This is a genomic window from Clostridium sp. UBA7791 (genome assembly GCF_002480755.1).
GTDB classification, from domain to species: Bacteria; Bacillota; Clostridia; order Clostridiales; family Clostridiaceae; genus Clostridium_J; species Clostridium_J sulfidigenes.
This window is the reverse complement of sequence record NZ_DLCT01000013.1, coordinates 1-20,863: the sequence shown is the minus strand read 5'-3', so window position 1 is coordinate 20,863 and position 20,863 is coordinate 1. Positions and strand designations below refer to the sequence as shown.

The 20,863-nt window shown below is 29.4% G+C and carries 20 protein-coding genes and 1 tRNA gene; 13 read left to right on the top strand and 8 right to left on the bottom strand.

What is annotated here, in order from left to right:
* The gene (locus B3Z56_RS15555; RefSeq protein WP_346879148.1) at positions 1 to 1,275 is read left to right on the top strand and encodes a radical SAM protein; all 1,275 of its coding nucleotides are present in this window, start codon (positions 1 to 3) and stop codon (positions 1,273 to 1,275) included.
* A gap of 40 nt (positions 1,276 to 1,315) precedes the next feature.
* Here the strand turns inward: B3Z56_RS15555 and B3Z56_RS15550 are convergent, their stop codons facing one another.
* On the bottom strand, positions 1,316 to 1,951 hold the full coding sequence (locus B3Z56_RS15550; RefSeq protein ID WP_346879354.1) for a chloramphenicol acetyltransferase: 636 nt from the start codon (positions 1,949 to 1,951) through the stop codon (positions 1,316 to 1,318).
* A 232-nt stretch (positions 1,952 to 2,183) separates the two neighbouring features.
* Positions 2,184 to 2,259 (bottom strand) — tRNA-Met (locus B3Z56_RS15545).
* Positions 2,260 to 2,486: 227 nt separating this feature from the next.
* Here B3Z56_RS15545 and B3Z56_RS15540 point away from each other — a divergent pair.
* Positions 2,487 to 2,744 (top strand): hypothetical protein, encoded by a 258-nt coding sequence (locus B3Z56_RS15540; RefSeq protein WP_346879147.1) that lies wholly within the window; start codon positions 2,487 to 2,489, stop codon positions 2,742 to 2,744.
* A gap of 221 nt (positions 2,745 to 2,965) precedes the next feature.
* Here the strand turns inward: B3Z56_RS15540 and B3Z56_RS15535 are convergent, their stop codons facing one another.
* Positions 2,966 to 3,670, bottom strand: a complete 705-nt coding sequence (locus B3Z56_RS15535; protein WP_346846687.1) for a DUF421 domain-containing protein — start codon at positions 3,668 to 3,670, stop codon at positions 2,966 to 2,968.
* A gap of 277 nt (positions 3,671 to 3,947) precedes the next feature.
* Here B3Z56_RS15535 and B3Z56_RS15530 point away from each other — a divergent pair, with 277 nt between their 5' ends.
* A complete protein-coding gene (locus B3Z56_RS15530) occupies positions 3,948 to 4,340 on the top strand; it encodes a hypothetical protein (protein WP_346846688.1) in 393 nt (130 codons plus the stop codon).
* 320 nt (positions 4,341 to 4,660) lie between these two features.
* A complete protein-coding gene (locus B3Z56_RS15525; protein ID WP_346846689.1) occupies positions 4,661 to 5,500 on the top strand; it encodes a hypothetical protein in 840 nt (279 codons plus the stop codon).
* Between the two features lie 31 nt (positions 5,501 to 5,531).
* Here B3Z56_RS15525 and B3Z56_RS15520 read toward each other — a convergent pair whose 3' ends face one another.
* Positions 5,532 to 6,881 carry a DUF4317 domain-containing protein gene (locus B3Z56_RS15520; RefSeq protein ID WP_346879146.1) on the bottom strand — a complete coding sequence of 450 codons (1,350 nt, stop codon included), beginning with the start codon at positions 6,879 to 6,881 and terminating at the stop codon, positions 5,532 to 5,534.
* A 43-nt stretch (positions 6,882 to 6,924) separates the two neighbouring features.
* Positions 6,925 to 7,083 carry a hypothetical protein gene (locus B3Z56_RS15515; protein WP_346846691.1) on the bottom strand — a complete coding sequence of 53 codons (159 nt, stop codon included), beginning with the start codon at positions 7,081 to 7,083 and terminating at the stop codon, positions 6,925 to 6,927.
* Between the two features lie 169 nt (positions 7,084 to 7,252).
* Here B3Z56_RS15515 and B3Z56_RS15510 point away from each other — a divergent pair, with 169 nt between their 5' ends.
* The 3 genes from B3Z56_RS15510 to B3Z56_RS15500 all read left to right on the top strand — a co-directional run bounded on the left by B3Z56_RS15510 (position 7,253) and on the right by B3Z56_RS15500 (position 10,663).
* Positions 7,253 to 8,206, top strand: coding sequence for a GNAT family N-acetyltransferase (locus B3Z56_RS15510; protein ID WP_346846692.1), 954 nt, complete (start codon positions 7,253 to 7,255; stop codon positions 8,204 to 8,206).
* A 193-nt stretch (positions 8,207 to 8,399) separates the two neighbouring features.
* Positions 8,400 to 9,665: an alkaline phosphatase family protein gene (locus tag B3Z56_RS15505; RefSeq protein ID WP_346879145.1), complete on the top strand. Its 1,266-nt coding sequence runs from the start codon at positions 8,400 to 8,402 to the stop codon at positions 9,663 to 9,665.
* A gap of 170 nt (positions 9,666 to 9,835) precedes the next feature.
* A complete protein-coding gene (locus B3Z56_RS15500; RefSeq protein WP_346879144.1) occupies positions 9,836 to 10,663 on the top strand; it encodes a class I SAM-dependent methyltransferase in 828 nt (275 codons plus the stop codon).
* Between the two features lie 173 nt (positions 10,664 to 10,836).
* Here B3Z56_RS15500 and murC read toward each other — a convergent pair whose 3' ends face one another.
* A complete protein-coding gene (gene murC, locus B3Z56_RS15495) occupies positions 10,837 to 12,252 on the bottom strand; it encodes a UDP-N-acetylmuramate--L-alanine ligase (RefSeq protein ID WP_346876864.1) in 1,416 nt (471 codons plus the stop codon).
* Between the two features lie 446 nt (positions 12,253 to 12,698).
* On the opposite strand from murC, the gene B3Z56_RS15490 reads away from it, so the two are divergent.
* The 5 genes from B3Z56_RS15490 to B3Z56_RS15470 all read left to right on the top strand — a co-directional run bounded on the left by B3Z56_RS15490 (position 12,699) and on the right by B3Z56_RS15470 (position 18,372).
* Positions 12,699 to 13,571, top strand: coding sequence for an AraC family transcriptional regulator (locus B3Z56_RS15490; RefSeq protein ID WP_346879143.1), 873 nt, complete (start codon positions 12,699 to 12,701; stop codon positions 13,569 to 13,571).
* 13 nt (positions 13,572 to 13,584) lie between these two features.
* On the top strand, positions 13,585 to 14,409 hold the full coding sequence (locus tag B3Z56_RS15485) for a GNAT family N-acetyltransferase (RefSeq protein ID WP_346879142.1): 825 nt from the start codon (positions 13,585 to 13,587) through the stop codon (positions 14,407 to 14,409).
* Between the two features lie 319 nt (positions 14,410 to 14,728).
* The gene (gene helD, locus B3Z56_RS15480; RefSeq protein WP_346879141.1) at positions 14,729 to 16,966 is read left to right on the top strand and encodes an RNA polymerase recycling motor HelD; all 2,238 of its coding nucleotides are present in this window, start codon (positions 14,729 to 14,731) and stop codon (positions 16,964 to 16,966) included.
* Between the two features lie 367 nt (positions 16,967 to 17,333).
* The gene (locus B3Z56_RS15475) at positions 17,334 to 17,672 is read left to right on the top strand and encodes a DUF6054 family protein (RefSeq protein WP_035135426.1); all 339 of its coding nucleotides are present in this window, start codon (positions 17,334 to 17,336) and stop codon (positions 17,670 to 17,672) included.
* A 22-nt stretch (positions 17,673 to 17,694) separates the two neighbouring features.
* Complete coding sequence (locus B3Z56_RS15470; protein WP_346879140.1) at positions 17,695 to 18,372, top strand: class I SAM-dependent methyltransferase; 678 nt, start codon at positions 17,695 to 17,697, stop codon at positions 18,370 to 18,372.
* A gap of 120 nt (positions 18,373 to 18,492) precedes the next feature.
* Here B3Z56_RS15470 and B3Z56_RS15465 read toward each other — a convergent pair whose 3' ends face one another.
* The gene (locus tag B3Z56_RS15465; protein WP_346879139.1) at positions 18,493 to 18,729 is read right to left on the bottom strand and encodes a hypothetical protein; all 237 of its coding nucleotides are present in this window, start codon (positions 18,727 to 18,729) and stop codon (positions 18,493 to 18,495) included.
* Positions 18,730 to 18,738: 9 nt separating this feature from the next.
* Positions 18,739 to 20,013, bottom strand: coding sequence for a DNA polymerase thumb domain-containing protein (locus tag B3Z56_RS15460; RefSeq protein WP_346879138.1), 1,275 nt, complete (start codon positions 20,011 to 20,013; stop codon positions 18,739 to 18,741).
* 110 nt (positions 20,014 to 20,123) lie between these two features.
* On the opposite strand from B3Z56_RS15460, the gene B3Z56_RS15455 reads away from it, so the two are divergent.
* On the top strand, positions 20,124 to 20,828 hold the full coding sequence (locus B3Z56_RS15455) for a S24 family peptidase (RefSeq protein WP_346879137.1): 705 nt from the start codon (positions 20,124 to 20,126) through the stop codon (positions 20,826 to 20,828).
* Positions 20,829 to 20,863: the final 35 nt, after the last annotated feature.

The window sequence follows — 20,863 nt, the reverse complement described above, 5'->3', positions numbered from 1 at the left end:
ATGAGCATAAATAATTTAAAAATCATGTCTCAAATGGCTATTGATAAAAATGTTATAAGGAGTATATTTGACATTTACAATATTCTAAGGGAAGATAAGCAGTTTAATCTATTAAAATATATAAAAATGATGAGAAGTTTTATAAAGGGTGAAAAACTAGTGAAGCATGAGGACAAGTATATACTGAGTACATTTTTACCACCCTTTCCATCTAAATCCTTTGTACAAAATGTACTAGCAGTTGATGGGTCTAAAAACATATTTACAAAGCAAATCTATGCAGAGAGAACTGCACCTATTTCTATGTATTTATGTATAACACATAAATGTCCTAATAATTGTGTTTATTGTAGTGCAAAAAGTAGACAATTAGGAGAAGAGTTAACAAAGGAACAATGGATTAAGGTTATACAGGAGCTTCAAGAAATGTGCACTCCTATTATTGGAATTACAGGAGGAGAGCCCATGGCACGTGAAGATATATTTGATATAGTAAGAAGTATAGATAATAGAAGTACATCTATTTTATTTACCAGTGGTTTTAATCTAAGCTATGAAAAAGCAAAAAAGTTAAAGGATAGTGGTCTATTTGGCATTGGAATAAGTTTAGATTCTTATGAAAAAGATGTACACAATAAAAATAGAAATAATGAAAATGCCTTTGATTATGCTATTGAAGCTCTTAGAAATGCAAATAAAGCAGGGTTATATGTAATGGCACAAACCGTTATATTGAAAGAAAATCTTGATGAGGAAGAGTTATTTAAGTTATTTAAATTTGCTAAGGATAATGGGGCCCATGAAGTTAAGATACTTGAACCTATCCTAAGTGGCAATCTTTTAACAGAAAAACAATTAAGTAGTGTAATGTATAGTGAAAGTGATAGAGAAAAGCTTATAAAATTGCAACATAAGGCAAATAAAAGAAGTGATTTACCTAAGATAAGTACCTTTGCTTATACAGAAAGTGAATTAAAATTTGGTTGTGGAGCAGGAAATCAACATTCCTATATAAGTGCTTCGGGAGAATTATATCCCTGTGATTTTGTACCTATGAACTTTGGAAATGTAAAAAAAGAATCTGTAAAAAAACTATGGATTGAAATGAAAAATCATATAGGCAAGCCTAAAATTGGATGCTTTGCTCAAAAAGTAAATAGGGAAGTATTTAAGCAATCAGAAGGGATACTTCCACTTAATAAGGAAAAGGCAATAAATATCTGTAATAAGAATAAAAGTAATAGATATCCTAAATATTATAGGGATTTACAATAAGGAAATTAAAGGGGCTTTTGAAAAGCTCCTTTAACATGTTTTATAAATATTTTGAAGGATTATCTAAAATCTCTTGAATTACACTAAAATATTGTCCTACATGTAAGCCATCAACTAAGGCGTGGTGTACCTGAACAGACAGTGGCAACTTAACTTTACCATTTTCTTCAAAGTATTTACCCCAGGCTATTCTTGGAATACTGTCAACAGGATTCATCTGAATTGGGTGGGCTACACCAGTAAATGAAACCCAAGGAATACTGGTCATATATAAGAAATCATCACAATCAGATTCATCTTTAATAATGATATTATTTTTTATTTTATCTATTTCTTCAGATGCACTAATTTTAAAATCATTGAACTCATTTATGAATTTTGCTCTACAAAAACTAAATACTTCATCTTGTACCATTACAGTAAAAGCAGGGTTTATATATTCATGCTCAACTACCTTATCTTCTCTTATCCTATATCTAAATTCTTTTATATCATTGGCTGCTTTTGTAGCTACATATACAAAGGATATAAAAAATGGGATTTCATTTTCTTTAATATAACTATAAAATTTTGTAATATCTACATTACCGCAAATATTAAAATGTGGGTAATTAAAGCTCTTAAAAAAATTATAGTGGTCTTTTCTTTTCCAGTTTTCTATATCTATAAATTTCATTAATATATCACTCTCCATAAAAATAGTAAATTCCCTGATAAAATACCGCAATTTCCATTTTGTAAAATTAGCATTATGAACACTTAAAAATCTCATAGTTAACTTTTAAACTAAATTACAATGCATAACATTACAATTATATCATTTATACCACTAAGTTTAAATTGAGAAGTTAGACTTAAATATAATTCATAAATAAAAAAGATTCTATATTAAATATAGAATCTTTTTATGGTTGCGGGAGCAGGACTTGAACCTACGACCTTCGGGTTATGAGCCCGACGAGCTGCCAACTGCTCCATCCCGCGATATTAAGTTCTTAAGAGATTTCCTTAAGCTTCTTATTCAGTATAGTATTAATAGTGAGATAAGTCAATGGTATTAGCAAAAGAAATATTATATTTTTACGTGTATAATTTAATAAAGATATTTCATTAAGATTTATACATCTAAATAGCCATATTTAAAGGGGAGAAGGGCGTGTTAGATTCATTAATAAAATCATCATTTATATTAGGTACCATTGATGTTAAGTATGATAGTTTACCATAACTTTGATAAGGAATATGCCATAACTGATAAAATTAGTGCAAAAATAAAAATGGACAAGAAATGGCAACCTTTTTTAGTAGTATGTTCTGCTTTTGTATTGCAGATAATTATTGGAATTATAGGTATATATTTGATAGATATTCCTACTAATGTATTCTTCATATTTAGTGGTTTGATAACGGGGATAGCAACAGGGTTTTCAAATAAACTTCAAAATCAAATTAAAGACAAAGAAATATAAAATATTTTAAATTTATATAAGTGTACCATATGAAGTGTTAAGAGATACATTGAGTAACTTCAATGAGCTACTATTAGTATATAGCTTGTTGGAAAAATTAAATTAATATGGATGTTAATAGATATAAGTCAGTTAAAACGTGCTATAATAGGGAGGTTTTTAAATAAAAAGAGGCTTAAACGTATCTATAATATTAATGGATATGCTTAGTCCTCTAGGAATTATTTATATAAAAAAACTTTTAGGTTATCTTTATTGTCTAAGGTGGCAAGTAGAACGTTTTTTATATCAGTTTGATATAACTTTTTTAATTTGGAAACAACCCAACCTTCATCTTTATTAGTTTGCTTTAGCTCCTCGTAATTAATTCTACCATCCTTAATGATTGTCCTAGGCAAATCAAAGGCTTCTGTTTCCATTTGATAGAATGAAGGAGTAATAGGTTCATATTTTGGGTCTAAAAAAACAGAAAATTTTCCATCAGCTTCCCAAATCGCTAATGCTACTTTTTTTATATCTTCTACTTTTTCTTCACGTAATTCTTCTAATAACACATCAAGAGATATTCTTGCTTTTTTTAATCCTTTATAAATAATTTCTCCGTCTTTGATAATTGTGATTGGTTTATGATTAATAAGTATTTTTATAAATGGAAATTTTAGAACACAAAATACTCCAGCAATATATAGGACAACTAATACAATTGTTGAAATGACAGATCCCTTTAACCCAAGGTTTTCATCAGATAATGGATGAGCAATAATATTTCCAATTACTAAAGCAATGACAAAATCAAGGAGTCTTAATTGGGAGATGCTACGTTGTCCTAAGACTTTTGCAACAATAACTAAAAAGAAAAAAGCAATAATAGCACGCAAAGCCCACTCCATGATAGTAAGTGTTTCCTGACCTTGTAAAAAATCCATAATGATATCTCCTTTATACTAAAAATCTAATATGTAGTTTATCGTTGATGTTATTTTAACCAATAATTAATGAAAAAATTAGAATGAAAGTTTTTAATAATAAACTAAACTATTTTTAGATAAAAAAGGATAAAACTACTTACACATAGATATCACTAGGGTAGGATATATGTTATAATTAGGTAAAATAAAATTTTTGTAATATATACAAGGAAATGGAATTATGAAATTCAGAATTGTTTCATTTAAGATTACTTTATAAAATAGGGGGTATAAAATGAATTTAAATGAAATAAAATTAGAACTAGTAAACATAGAATCAAAGGAAAAACTGGAGAATTTGATGAGTATATATTTACATGATTTATCAGAGTTTGCAGATGATTCAAAAATTAATGAAGATGGAAAATTTGAATATGATGGTTTAGAAATGTATTTTAAATCAGAGGATTTAACTCCTTATTTTATAACATATCAAGGGGAAGTGGCAGGTTTTGTTCTTTTTAATACTGGGAAATATGTTCCAAAAGATATTGATTATGTTGTTCATGAGCTATTTCTATTAAAGAGTTTTAGAAAGAAAGAAGTAGGTAATGCTGCAATTAGAATTTTGTTAGATACAAGGGTAAATATAAAATTGAGCAAATATCAAGTAATAAGCCTGCGGTGAATTTTTGGAGAAAATTTTATGAAAAACAAGGCATTAAATATATAGAATCAAAAGAAAGAAACTATGATTTAGAATGTAGCGTTCAGATATTTAATATATAACTAAAAAGGAGATACCATCTTTAAGGGGGTATCTCTTTTAAGTTTATCTAAAGTTACAATGGCATTAGAGTTTTATCTTTTATAATAACTAATTTATTAATCCGTATTGTAATTAAAAACATAAAATGTAAATTTATGTTGGTTATGTTTAACTATACTATGTAATATATATAAGTATAGGATTATTTGTTACAATATTTAAAAGAGGAGATGTATAATATGAATATTCCTGTTTGGGAATATGTACTTTCCATGGGAACTTATTTTATTTTACTTTTATTCATGATTGAATATATGAGGAAACATCACAAATTTGCAGCTATCTTCTGGGTTGTATCTTTATTTACTTTTCCACTTTGGCTTATGGGAGGCATAAATGGTTGGTTTCGTTGGGCAAAAACATTCAGTGCTATATTGCCACTTATAATAGGTGGATTTTTCCGTGTAGCTGATCAGGAACAATATAAAGGAAAGTTCTGGGACTTTATGAGAAAGGATTGGATCGTTTGGTTCATTTATGCGGTACTATTCTTAAATATTGCAGAAGCTACTATAAAAGATGTTACTTTAAAAAACTATGGCAATGCGCTTTGTGGATTATTATTATGTTTTACTATTCCATTCCCAAATGGACGAAAATTCTTTAAATTAAGTGCTGAAGATAATAGTATGTTTATAGCTTATACAACTATAGCTTGGAATTTATTATATACAACTTGGAATTTATGCTTTGTTTATGGTGAAACTGGTAAATACTTTGCTAGCTCTATATGCATATTATTGGCGGCAGAAATATATCCAATTATTAAAAGAAAACCTGAACTTTATATAGCAGCTCGTATATATACCTTATCTGCTCACGTATTAATTAGAGCTTGTTTACCTAACTTATTCCCAGCTGTAATGGATGCATCATCATGGTTTAATGCAGATATATTATATGGATGGGGAATATTTAACGGTCTAATAATAATTCCTTATGCTTTCTGGTATATATGGCAACTACATTCAGGTAAGGCTGAAGTAAGCTTCATTAGAAGTAATACTTCAGCAATGTAGGTAAGTAAATCTATATTTATCCTTAGATACCTTAAACTAAGTGATCTAAGCCATTAACTGCAGTTTGCTCATTCTCATTAATAGGAATAACTATGCATTTTTGACCATCAATTATTTGAGATTTTATTTGAGGTATCTTTTCAGGTTTTACTTGAAGTATAACGTCATAGTCAGGAGCATTCTTATTATCTTCTGAATTTATATCCAAATCTTTCTCTAAATTAGTTTCTAAAGTTTCTTCTAAAATTATATTATCTTCACTAACTTCTGTAGATGAGGGAGTTTCACTATCTACAGAAGTTTCTTGTTTAACTTCATCCAGTTTAGTTTGAAGTATTTCTACTTGTTTTTGAAGGTGTTCTTCCTTCTTTCTTTGGGCATTTACCTTAAGTGCCTTTGAATCAATTAAATTTTCTGCTAAAGGAAGATCATCACCAAAGTTTTCTACATAGGATTCTTCAATCTTAGAAGTGATTTCTTCAGGAACCCCACTTTCTATTAAAAGGTTTTGTATATCCTTCTTTGTTAAGCTTATAGGTTCACAATCTGCATCATCATATATAGCATTGTATTCCTCTACCATAGCACTTAGATTTTCTTGTACTTCCATAAAAATTTTATCAGCCTTCTTTTCTTCAGTACTAAAAGAATCTTTAATAATTGACTCAAATGTTTCTTTTTGCAAGGTAGCAGTTTGTTTTGAATAACAACCCAAAGCATTTTCCATTAATTCAGGATGGGTATCCTTTGCATTTTTCGTGTAATACATAATAGAGTTGACATCTGAACTACGCTCAATAAAAGCAGGAAACACAAAGCCATTAGTTGGAGCATCAACTACCCAATCTCTAATACGTGCTTTTATTTTATTTTCTTCTTCAAAGTATCTAAGACCAGGCTCAGAAAGTGAAACAGGGCATATTGCACATAACACATATTCATATACTTCTTCAGATTCATCTAACTTTGCATTATCAGTGGTTTTAGTAATAACGTCATAAGCATCATGAAAAACAAGTATTATAAAATTACCGGTAAAATCATAATTATCAATAATTAAATTATAAAAGTTATCAAGGAGGGCATCATCTTTTAATTGACTTTTTTTAAGTTGCATAAGAGAAATTTGTCTTTCATTCACATAGTCTTCATTAATTGGAAAGTTAAGTTCTAAAATATTATTTCCAATAGTACCAGACAGTACTTTTTTAGCGATTTCTAAGTACTTAAAGTATTCATCTTCATCTAAATTTAGAAATGATTCTTTAAATTTTAAAATGATATTTTTTTCTCCATTAACATAGCAACCACACAACTTAGTGAAGGTGCAATGATCTTTTTTAAAACGTCTTTTTAACTCAAGTATATCTTTTTTTCTCATATATAAACTCCTCAATCTAGTATTTTTCTATTTGTAGGTATTATTAACTATACAGAAAGGCATCACTATATTCATTCCAATAAACAGAGTTCTTAGTATCAGTATTTTCCATACTTAGGACTCGTTGTCCTTTAGGATAAATAAGTCCATGTAAGCCAAACCAAAGATTTGGACACTCACTTAAGTATAATATTTTTTTCATCTTAATTAAAGGGTTTATTAGGTAAAGTAAATACAGATGATATGAAAATAATAAGCATACCTAGAATGTATCTGGTATAATAAGGGTATGATTCCATATAGAAGGTTAGTGGCAGAAAAACTAAAACAGGATTTTACTAAATAAGTTATATATTAAGAGGGGTAAGAGAATGGTATTTGAAAAGTTAAATGAAAAGTATTTAGAGGATGCAGTTAAGCTTGCACAAAAACAATATAATATGGAGCAGAAATATATAGAAGCCTTAAATGATAAAGACTATAAAGAGGTTCTTACTGATTTATTGAGTGATATTTTTAAGAATAATCATGGAATGGTAGCTATTGAAAGAGGAAAAGTATTAGGGTATTTAAGTTTTTGGAAAAGTGTAAACGGTCATTTTGGCAATGTTAAAGGTTCATTTTCTCCATTATTTGCAAATGCTTATGGCGGAGAAAATAGGGGTAAAATAGCATCACTTCTTTTTCAATATGTATCAGAAGAAATGATTAAGGAAGAAATTTTAAGTTATGCAATTTGTCTATATAGCCATGATGCTCAAGTTATGAAATCTTTGACAATGAATGGATTTGGCATAAGGTGTGGAGATGGAATCAGAAATGTTAACAAGCCGCTCAATATTGAAATTAACACAGAATATTCTTATGAAGAAGTACATTATAGCAAAGCAGGATGTTTGTTATCGTTAAGCAATAGTTTAGTAAGGCATATGAGAAAGAGCCCTACATATTTTCTGAATGAAGAGCTTTCAGAAGGGGAATTTGTAGAGAGATGCAATAATAGACAATCACGTTTCTTTATTGCCAAGGATAAATCAGAAATAATAGGATATTTAGAAGTCACAAATGATGGAGAAACATTTATCACTGAAGAACCAGACTATTTGCATATCTGTGGGGCATATTTGAAAGATAGCTATCGTGGGAAGAATATAATCCAGAGTTTACTTTCCGTTGTTATTGAAACATTAAAAAGGGATGGTATAAAGAGATTAGGTGTGGATTTTGAAACAATTAATCCAACTGCGTTAAGATTTTGGGAAAAGTATTTTGATAGTTATACGTATAGTCTTGTTAGAAGAATTGATGAAAGAATTCTTAGATAAAAACTAGAAGCAAATGCTGATTTCTATATACTCTAATATGGTATCCCGTTATTAATATATAATTACGTATTAATATATAGTGATATTTGCAGAAATCGGTTTCTATAATGTAGAAATAAGATGCATAGAGCTTGAAAGAAATAAATGGAAGTTTTAAAATATATTTGTAAACTCAAAGTTGAGAGGTGAGTATATGATAAATACAAATTCAATAAACCAAGTTAATAAAAGTAATATTAGTGGACTGACAATTCCTTTATATGATAGTTACTGTTTTTCTAATATTTGTGGAACTATAAAAGATTTATTTAATATTGATTCAGATAAAAAACTTCCTAGTGATGTTATCGGAAATAGCAATGAGAAACCTAATAAAATAGTGTTTTTTCTAACGGATGCTTTTGGATGGTGTTTTTACGATAAATATAAAGAGCATTCTAAATTTTTATGTAAATTAGAAAAGAGCGGTGTAGTTTCAAAATTAACTTCACAATTCCCATCTACTACAACAGCACATGTAACAACAGCATTATCTGGTGAATCAGTTTATGAACATGGACTTTATGAGTGGTTTTATTATGAACCAAAAGCTGATGATATAGTAACATCATTTTTATTTAAGGAAGCAAGAAATAAATATAATGAAACCTTAACAAGGAAAAATATAAAACCCAGTGACTTTATACCACAAAAAAGCTTTTTTAAAGAATTATTAAACCATGGAATAAAAAGTACTGTTTATCAACCTAGTCATATAAATAATAGTACCTATACTAGATTCACATGTAGGGATGCTAATTTAAAGGGTTATGACACAAATGAAGATTTGTTTAAATCATTATCAAAGGATTTATTAAAGAATGATGATAAAGAATATTTTTATGTTTATTTACATGACATTGATGCTATAGCTCATGCAAAAGGAAATCAATCAGAAGAATTTAAAATAGTTATGGGTAATTTATTTAAAAATTTAGATAGGTTTTATGAAGAAGGAAAAGATAAGTTTAGTAATACTGCTATTATAATTTCTGCAGACCATGGTCAAATTGATATTGATCTAAAAAATCCATATTATATTAATAAACTAATTCCTGATATAGAGAAGTATTTAAAGAAAAATAAAAACAATGATATCATGTCACCATCAGGATATTGTAGAGATTTATTTCTGCATGTAGAGGAGAAATATTTGATAGAGTTAAAGACTATTCTTGAAAAGGAGTTATATGAAATAGCACAAGTATATCTATTTGAAGATTTAAAAGATAAAGGCTTATTTGGAGTTCCTAGTGAAAAGTTATTAGAGAGAGTTGGAAATTTAGTTATATTGCCTAAAGAAAATAATACTGTTTGGTGGTATGAAAAAGATATATTTGAAGTTACATTCCTAGGAATGCATGGTGGAGCAAGTAAAGAAGAGATGGAGATACCATTTCTATTTTATATGTTTAAATAATATTGTAGTAACCTAAGTTACAAGCTACTTCGAAAAGTCCCCAGGGAGACATAAACAAGTTATGAACACAATCTGATTGTATCTGCCTGATGGAAAGGGGGGATGAATGGGAGAGGCTGTAATGACAAAGGTCAGGTTTTAATGTTGAATGATAGGAATGGAGTGATTATGTGTCTAGAGCAAATGACAGAGATATAGTTAGGGGACAGTATAATTCAGATAAGAATTTAAAAGCCAGACAAGCTTTACATGATGGTTTTAGTACAAATAAATATGGATGGTTTAATTGGGTATTTGATCAATATAAGTTTAAGCCTAATGATAAAGTTATTGAATTTGGATGTGGGAATGGAAGTACATGGGCTAATAATAAAAATAGGATACCAAAGGATATCCAGGTGATTCTCACAGATTTGTCAGAAGGTATGTTGAGATCAGCAAAAGATAACCTTTTAGGAATTGATGAAGTATTTGATTATTCTGTTAGTGATATACAAAATATTGAATATGAAGACAATTCATTTCAGTGTGCCATTGCAAATCATATGCTTTACCATGTGGAAAATAGAGATTTAGCAATCAGTGAAATTGCCCGTATACTTAAAGCAGATGGAACTTTTTATGCTACTACCAATAGTCTTTATAATATGAAGGGACTAAAAGACTTAGTGAGAAATTTTGATTCTCAACTTGATTATGAATCCTTTTCTGTTGCAAAGGAATTTGGTATAGAAAATGGGGCAGAGCAGTTATCAAAGCATTTTGATTCTGTTGAAACTTTAGTATATGAAGATTCCCTTCATATAACAGAAGCAAAGCCTTTAGCGGATTATGTTCTATCATTAGATGGACATGTGAACATACAGGATATAATGACGGAGAGCAAAGTACAGGATTTTTACAGATATTTGGAAGATATAATTTTAAGAGAAGGAAGTATTGATATACCTAAATCTAGCGGAATGTTTATAGCTAAGAATCCTAAGAAAGTGTTATAAAAGGAATGATTGCTATATTTGAACGCATATGAGTAGAGTTACATTTGAGTTATGCTTCAAATTTCATATTTAATTAGTAGAACTTACTCAGCGAACGCATATGAGTTGAGTTATAATTAAAGCAAATAGGGCGTGTAATAAATTATGTTGAATTTATTACACACCTTATTATTTTATTCTTTTAATACATTAATAATTTTTCTAGATAATTTATAAGATTCACCCGCTCCAAAAACTATAATTATATCTCCACTTTTAGCTTCATTAAGGAGTTTACTACATATTTTATCAGAGCTTTTTATATACTCAGCTTTATTTATATCTATTTCACTACATAGCATATCTAAATTAACTGGCTCTATGTTTTTATTTGCTTCTCGTCCTAAGAAGGGATTTGTAATAATAACTCTATCTGCCTTTTTTAATGCTATAGCAAACTCATTAAAAAACAGCTTTGTTCTTGAAAGTTGATGTGGTTCAAAGACAGCGAAAACCTTTTTTCCTGGATAACTAAGTTTAATTGAATCTAAGGTAGTTGCTACTGCTGTAGGATGATGAGCAAAGTCATCAAAAATCTTAATATCATCAATATCTGCTACTAATTCTAGTCTTCTTCCTATTCCTTTGAAATTTTTAAATGAATTCTTTATTGCATCTATATCAACACCTAACTCTAGGGCAGTAATTAACACCCCTAAAGAGTTTTCAACGTTATGCTTACCGATAAGTCCAAGGTTAAAATTATATTCTTTATCTCCATTTACTACTTTAAAGGAGGAATATTCAGGGGTGTTTGAAGTCAATTCTGCTTTATACTCCATGTAAAAAGGAAATTCGAGCTTATTATCTATATAATATCCAATAACTTTTACTCCTTCTTCATTTAGCCAATGTCTTAACTCACATAATATTTCTCTAATAGCTGTACTATCTTCATTAACAACTAAAATTTTTGGACCTTTAAGCCTTTCTATAAAGTTTTTAAAAGAATCCTTAACATGATTTATATCCTTGAAAAACTCTGGATGATCCATTTCCACATTGTTTATTACAGCTATTGAAGGACTATAATTTAAAAAATTATTATTGAATTCATCAGCTTCACATACAAAGTAATCTGACTTTCCTAACCTGTATCCACCACCCCAATTCTTAAAGGTTGTTCCGGCTTCAACAATTGGATCTAGACCACCATTTTCCAAAACAAGTCCCATTAAAATTGTAGTTGTAGATTTACCATGGGTACCTGCAATGGAAACAACAAACTTTTCATTTTGCACATATTTAGCTGAAAACTCCTGCCATGTCATTAAAATTCCTCTTCTTTTAGCTTCAAGTATTTCTGGATGATCCGGTGAAATATCTAAAATGGCAGGTGATATAGCTAAGATATCAATATCCTGTATATGGCTTGAATCGTGACCTTTTAAAATATCTATATTATTTTGTAAAAGAGCATCTTTATAATATCCTGATATATTCAAGTCACATCCTGAAACATCAAACCCCATGTTCTTTGCAATAATTGCTATAGGTGCAGCACCACTTCCGCATATACCCATGAAATGCACTTTTATTTTATTTTCCAATATAATTCACTCCTATCATAATGTAATTTAGATTAAGAATATGTTTTAGAAAAGCCTTTGTTCTGATATTTATTCAAAATAAAGTTGATTCACATTAAATTACAATTTCAAATTAATTATAACATGAATTTACTATTGTTTTCCAATGGGTGAAAAAGAAATGATTATAGACTTGTCACATGAAGCTCAAGAAACCATTCAATTCAATTTTAAAGTAATGTATAATAAGAATTAAGTAAAAATTTGATAATATGTGAAAAATTAAGTTGTATTTAAAATATAAATAAGAAGTTAAATTTAATGAATTTTTTCATCTTTGGCAAAGAACTAACAGAATATAAGGTAATTAATAAATTAATATAATCAAATTAGTATGGACAAAACAAAGCACAGTAAGACGGGAATAAAATCCTTTGTTACTATATACTTTAATGGAGGTTAGAATTTTGGAAATAATTAAGGATATTAATAATGCAATTGAATATATTGAAGATAATTTAGGTTCAAATATAAGTATTGATGAAATAGCGAAGGTTGCATTTACATCACGTTACCATTTTCAAAGAATGTTTCATGCATTAACTGGGGTTACTTTAACAGAATATATTAGAAATCGTAGGCTAACACTCGCTGGTGAAGAGTTATCTTCTAAAAATGTAAAGATTATTGATGTAGCTGCTAAATATGGTTATGAAAGTCCAGATACGTTTACTAAAGCTTTTCAAAGACTTCATGGTTCAACACCTTCTATGATAAAAAAGGGCAATACAAGACTTAAATCATTTCCAAAACTCTCATTTCAAATATCAATTAAAGGGGAATGCGAAATTAATTATAGAATAGTTAAACAAGATGAATTTAAATTTTTTGGAGTGGATTTTTTAACTACATTAATAGATAATGCATTGTATAAAGAGATACCAGAATTTTGTGATAAAATTTGGGAGGATGGAACCCATCTTAAGATTAATGAATTTTTAGGATATTCTAAAATGAATATACTTTATGGAATTCATTATGATTTTAAAGAAGATGGAAGTAGAAAATATATGATGGGGTGGAAAGTTCCTGATAAAGATATACCTAATGAATATAAAATAGTAAACATACCTTCATGTACATGGGCTGTTTTCGATGGCAGGGGAGATAACTTGAATACCCTTGCCATAGCAGATTTATGGAGGCTAATATATTCAGAATGGTTTCCATCATCAGGATTTGAACAAATAGAAGGACCATGTATAGAAAAGTATTTTTGGGATGATGATCAATATATTAATTATAGTTGTGAGTTATGGATTCCAGTAAAAAGAAAATAAAATGGGGGATAAAATGAGTATTGAAATAAAAAATCCAAAGGAAGATCAGTACGGTAATAGTAAAGAAAATATTTTTTTAGCCTTTAGTGATGATGGAAGCTATTTGGGAAGTGCCTATACATATCCTAATATAAATTATCATCAGGCCCATGAAACACCATACCTTATCTTTATAGATATTGATATAGAATCTAATATAGACAAGCTTTTAAAAGATGAAGTTAAACAAAAATTATTTGATAAGGTATTCCTAAGGGCTAAAGAGCTTCAGAGGGAAAGACCAGACTTAAAAGCAAGAATATATTCTGGATTTGAATATAACAATGAGAAGCTTGATTTCTATATTAAAAATAGTTTTGATGAAAACTACAGTATAATTATGGAAGCAGATATTGAAGAGAATCCTAAATATACATTCACTGAAGTGGAAGTAACTGAGATAAATTTAAGTTCTCAGAAGGAGCTTATGGAGTATAGTGCAATATATAATGAAATCTTTATATCACCCTTAGATGTAGATGCACTTTTAGAACAAAGTAAGGAAAAGCATTTTAAAAATCTATATTTTTTAGTTGATGGAAATATACAAGGTGGTTGCACAATCTTTGAAAAGGATGGTTACGGCTATATTGAAACTTTATATGTTTTATCAGAAGCACGTGGCAAAGGAATATCAAAAATTATAATTAAGTATATATTTAATTATTTCTTGTCAAAAAATTTAAATAAAACAAAGCTAGAAGTATGGGAACTTAATAAACGTGCTATAAATTTATATAAATCTTTTGGATATAATGAAGTTGAAAAGAACTTCATGTTTCCAGGTATAACTATTTAATTATGTAGAATAAATATAGGGAGGTTAAATGGAAAACACAAATTATAATAGTTAGGGTGAAGTGTATCTGTTGAGAAACAAAATAAATAAAAAGAAAAATTAGTATAGTGAGAAGAAATGATAAAGAGTGAGAAACTTCATATAAATGGAGTTTTTCACTTTTTACTATTTTTAAGCTAGAAAGTTTTAATATACTATCTCTACACTTTAATTATACCATATATAACAAAGTAATTATAGACTGGTAATTTAAGGTACATGTGATAAAATAGCAATGTTAATTCTAAAATGCTAAAGCTTATTACAAGGAGGAGATATTTTGTCAATAAATAAATCTGAATGGCTAGTAGAAATGGAATGGTTAGAAAAGGTGCTTAGGGAAGTAAAAAAGCAATTAAAAGAAAAGCAAAACTCCAAAGATAATTTTAAAAAGGAAGCTATTGAAACCCAAAGAGAATTATGGGAAAATCTTGGGGCTGTTTCAGTAGAAAATGGTATGCAGCATATAGGAGATTTTATGCAGTTTATTAATACCATGAAAATTCAAAAGAGGAACCATGAGTTTGAAAGAAAGCTAGTTGATAAATATGAGAAGATGATTTCATCTCCTTATTTTGCAAGAATGGATTTTGAGGAAGAGGGAGAAGAAAAAGCTGAAAAGTATTATGTTGGAATTTCTAATTTAATTGATGAAGACTTTAATTTCTTTATATATGATTGGAGGGCACCAGTTTCTAGTATGTTTTATGATTATGAAATTGGAAGTGCTAATTATAAATGTCCTGATGGGATTATAAATGGCAAAATATCAATGAAAAGGCAATATAAAATTAGTGATGGCAAGATTGATTATATGTTTGACAGTAATATAAAAATAGATGATGAAGTATTACAAGATATATTAAGTAAAAGTAGCGATAATAAAATGAAGGCTATAGTGACTACAATTCAAAGAGAGCAAAACAAGGCAATTCGTAATGAAAAATATAAAAATTTAATTGTTCAGGGGCCTGCAGGGAGTGGAAAGACTTCCGTTGCCCTTCATAGGATTGCATATTTATTATATAAGCATCGTGATACCATAACATCTAAAAACATAGTAATATTTTCTCCAAATAATATTTTTAATGATTATATTTCTAATGTTTTACCTCAGCTTGGAGAAGAGAATATGCTTCAAACTACCTTTAAAGAATATATGCATAAAGTTCTAGAGGAGGTAGGAGATAAAGAAGATTATTGTGCAATGATGGAGACAATTTTTGGTGATAACAGTGAGCAGTCTTATGATATTAGGATTAAAAGCTTAAAATTTAAGTCATCTGCTGAGTTTGTTAATTTATTAAAGATATATATAAAGCACTTAGAGAAAGTGGGTAGAGATTTTAAAGATATTACTTTAAGAGGGAAAACTATAATTTCAGCAGTGGAAATACAGGAATTGTTTTATAAGGACTATAAGAGGCTTCCTCTTAAGAGAAGGTTAGAAAAGCTAAAGCAAAGAATTCTATATGTTATAGAACCTTATGAAAAAACATTGGTTGATAAAGCAGTAAAAGAAATGGAAGAATCCGGTGAATACTTAGATAAAGATGAAATAGTTAAAAGAAGTAAATCTTTAGTAAATAGAGACATTAATTCTATAGTTAATGAGGTGAAAGAAAAAACTAAATTTGATTTGATGGATTGCTATAAAGCCTTTTATGAAGATTTAGAACACTTCTTAAAGATGATAAATATTAAATATGATAATGAAAGTATTAGAGAAATTAAAAGATATACCCTAGAGAATTTAGGGGCTAAAAAGATAAATTATGAAGATCAAATAGCTTTATTATTTATAAAAGGAGCTGTAGGTGATATTCCAAAAACAGAAGAAGTAAAGTATGTAATTATTGATGAGGCTCAAGATTATTCACCATTGCAGTATGAAATTTTTAATCAATTATTTAACAAAGCAAATAAAACAGTCCTTGGCGATATATCTCAATCCATTAATCCTTATATGAATGTTAGAAGTTATAACAATGTTGTAAATATACTTAAACCTGAGGATACTTCTATAATAAATTTAACTAAAAGTTATAGATCTACAATGGAAATAACTAAATTTTCTCGAAAAATATTAAGTGATGAAATTCAAGATGAATACGTGGAAAGAAGTGGGGAGTGGCCAAAATTAACTGGTCTTTTAGAGGAAGAAGATATAAATGAAAGAATAGTGGAAGAGGTAAAAGTTCATAAGGGTGATGGGCATAATTCCATAGGAATAATAACAAAAAATGTTGATGAGGCACAGAGGGTTTACAATCATTTGAAGGATAGGATTAATATTAAAATGATTATAAGTGAGGATGATGAGTATGTTAATGATATTTTAGTTATTCCTGCATATCTTGCTAAGGGTTTGGAATTTGATGTGGTTATGGTATATAATGCCAGTGATTTAAGGTATAAGGATGAAGAGGATAGATTGCTACTTTATACAGCTTGTACAAGAGCCCTCCATGTTTTAGATATATTTTATTTAAGGAATGTATCATCATTATTAAAGTGAAAGGAAATAAGGTAGACTGAAAAAGTCTATCTTATTTTATATGAAAATGTAATCAAAACTTGAATCTGAAATATTATTAATTTTGTTGTATAGGGTAGGTAACTAGGTTTATTTGTGTGGCAGGCAAATTTACAGAAGAGAATATTTTTAGACGATTAAGTATGGAAATTAATATTGCTAGAAAAAGCATTAACTCATTAAATACCATATTTTAAGCAAGGGTTAATTACAAAATATGTTATAATAAAAGGGGAAATTACTATAAGGTATTAGATAAATAGGAATTTAAGGGTAGTGGTTTTTCATAAATATATAGTAAAACAAATACAAATTGAATTAATTAAATATTTTATGGGAGATGAATTTTATGACTGGAGATAATTTTAATGTTAACTTAAGCTTAAGTGAGGTAGCTGAATTATTAGATAAAGGAATAGTAAATGAAAGTATTACAGGTGAAAGGATAGATTATCATGCTGTAAATATTGATGATATTCATGCTATGATTGTAATAGTCTATGAAAAACATTTCTATAGAGCAGGGAACAGGCTTACATTAACAGTATGCATAAATAATGTTCATGATGTTACACATGTTCACTGCATAGGTGCTGGTGGTGGTGAAGGACTATTTAGATTTGACTGGGGAGCAAGTGATAAATTTACTAATTCTCCAAGAGAAATATTAAAAAATTATATAATATAAACAGTAATTGGGAGGTGTATTTGTGTCTAATTACTATGAACAAAGTTTAAATTCTACAAAATTGTTTAAGGTTTATGATACAAAATATCCAAGAATTAAGCGTTATTTAGGTGAAGAAATCAAATTTGTGGGTGAAAATTTACAGGGTAATGAGAAGGTGTTGGAGGTTGGAACAGGCTATGGACGTATAATTAAGGAACTGGCACCTTTTGCATCAAAGCTTGTAGGTATCGATATTTCAAAGGACTCTGTAGAACTTGGTAGGAATTATATAAAAGAAAGCCCTAAATGTAGTATTGAAGTTATGGATGGCCACGACCTTAAATTTGGTGAAGAATTTGATGTGGTATTATGTTTACAAAATGGTTTATCAGCTATGAAAGGATACCCTATGGATTTAATTAGACAATGTATGAAAGTGCTTATTCCTGGAGGAAAGGCTTATTTTAGCACATACAGCCCTAAATTTTGGAATCATCGTATAGCCTGGTTCTATGAACAGGCGGATAAGGGGCTACTTGGAGAAATTGATTTGGAAAAAACTCATGATGGTATGATTGTGTGTAAGGACGGATTTGTTGCTAATACATTTTCTGAAGATGAACTTAAAAAGTTTGGTGAGGAATTCGGTAGTGATTATAGCATTGAAGAAGTAGATGAGTCTAGTCTATTTCTTATTATTAAAAAGTCCATAGATTAATTTTAGTCTATCCTTAATTTTCATAAAAAAATATCATATTGAGATTTAGGTAGGGAGCATTTTACATTCATCCATGAAACCCTCCATAATACATTTCTATGTTATGAAGGGTTATTTTATCTACTTTCCCTCTACAAACCATTTGTAATTTGATTCGTAAAATACGTACTTTTCACGGCCTTGAATTTTGCAAGTGTATCTAATTCCGGCTCCTCCAGCTTTTAAGCTAGCAGCTGGTTTTGTGTCTATTATTTTGTCTACTTCATAGTGGCGGCCATCTTCCCAAATTATTTCTCTGGGTTTTAATACACCTTCCTTTGTAAACTCTGCTAAAACATCCACATAAATCTTTGACATAATTACCTCCTAAAAATAACCATGAGGATGTATTGTATGATCCTCACAAGGATTAATCCTTGATAAATTCCTATCTGTATACATAATAGCTCTATGAATACTCTTATATCCAAAACGTCTTCTAATTTGGTCTAAAGCCTCATCTATTTTTTCCAGTTTAAGTCTTTTTTCATTGTCCATAAATAAATCTGTCTGTACTGGCATTGTATCAATTACAAGGTCAGCACCTCTTACACCAATACTTCTTACGGGATTTTTAAAGCTATAATTTTCTTTAAATAGCTTAAAGGCTGCCTGGGCAACTTCCTTGGTTATATTGGTAGGAGTTAGAAGTTTCCTTTGCCTTGAAAAACTGCAAAGCTTGGTATCTCTAACTGATATTTCAACTACGGTACATTTTAATCCATTTTCTCTAAGTCGTTTTGTCACACTTTCAGATAAAACTATTATAATAAGCCATACATCTTCATCACAAACTAAATCCCTAGGCGTAGTAGTGCTATTACCTATAGATTTTATGGGAGCACTATAACTTTCAACTAGTACTTCTGAAGTGTCATAACCGTTGGCGAAAGAATGTAGAATAAGTCCCATTTTCCCTAGATGCCTTTTAAGAAAATCAGGATGGGTTTTGGCTATATCTCCAATAGTATTTATGTTTATGCTTTTAAGTTTTGCATTGGTGCTTCTACCAACATATAAAAGGTCTGAAGCTGGTAAAGACCAAGCTATGTTCTTATAATTTTCCTTTGAAATTACAGTTATAGCATCAGGCTTTTTATAATCGGAGCCAAGCTTTGCAAATATCTTATTCCATGAAACTCCTATACTAACTGTAATACCTAATTCTTCCTTCATTCTATTGCTAATTTGCTTTGCTATTTCAAAGCCATTGCCAAAAAGCCCACAGCTCCCTGTTACATCTAGCCAGCTTTCGTCTATTCCAAAAGCCTGCTGCATATCTGTGTACTGCCCATATATTTCATGGGCCATTCTAGAAAATCTTAGATAAAGATCCATCCTTGGTGGCAAAAATATGATTCCAGGACATAGCTGTTTTGCCTGCCACAAAGGCATTCCTGTTTTCACTCCAAATTTTTTTGCTATTTCATCCTTAGCAAGGACAATTCCATGACGAGCTTCAGGATCTCCACCAACTGCCACTGGTTTTCCTTTTAGCTCGGGATGATGCAAAAGTTCAATACTTGCATAGCAAGAATTAATATCTGAATGTAAAATTACTCGTTCCAAATAAAACCATCTCCATATATGATATATTAACATTATATATATCATTATATGATAAGTAAATAGTTTTATGTATCATATAATGATATTTTTATATTGTAATTATCATTCCACTAATATACAATTAACATAAGGAGGTGTCTACTATGAAAAAGACCCTAGGAGAAAAAATAACAGCTACAAGGGAAGCTATAGGTTTATCCCAATATGAAGTAGCTGAGTTTATAAAAAACAAAGGTATAGATGTGACGAATCAAAAGGTTAGTAAGTGGGAAACTAATTATACTACTCCCAATGCTTATCAGTTTTTAGCTCTTTGTGAAGCACTAAAGGTTAGTGACGTGCTAGGAACCTTTGGGGATTGCAGTGTAGACTCGCCTTTATCTAATCTAAATCAAGAGGGTAAAAATAAGGTAGAAGAATACATAACGCTCCTTATTGCCAGCGGTATGTATAGTAATGAGGTTAAAGAAGAAAAAGTAATATATATGAGAAAGCTTCCTCTTTATGATTTACCAGTATCTGCAGGAACTGGTAAATATCTAGATGACAACTCCTGTGAAATCATTGAAGTAGGTAGTGATGTTCCTATGGAAGCAGACTTTGGAGTTAGAATTTCAGGAGATAGTATGGAGCCTCGTTTTGTAGATGGCCAAATAGTTTGGATTCATAAAAAGGACATTTTGGAGGATGGAGAAATTGGGGTATTTGCCTTTGAAAATAACTCCTACTGTAAAAAGATTTCTATTTGTGGAGATGGAATTAAGCTTATTTCCCTTAATGAAAAATATGCGCCTATAAGTGTTCCAAGAAATGTAGAGTTTCATTGCTTTGGGAAGGTTGTAGAGTAATAAATTTTTTATAGATACTCAAATCAATTAAGGGA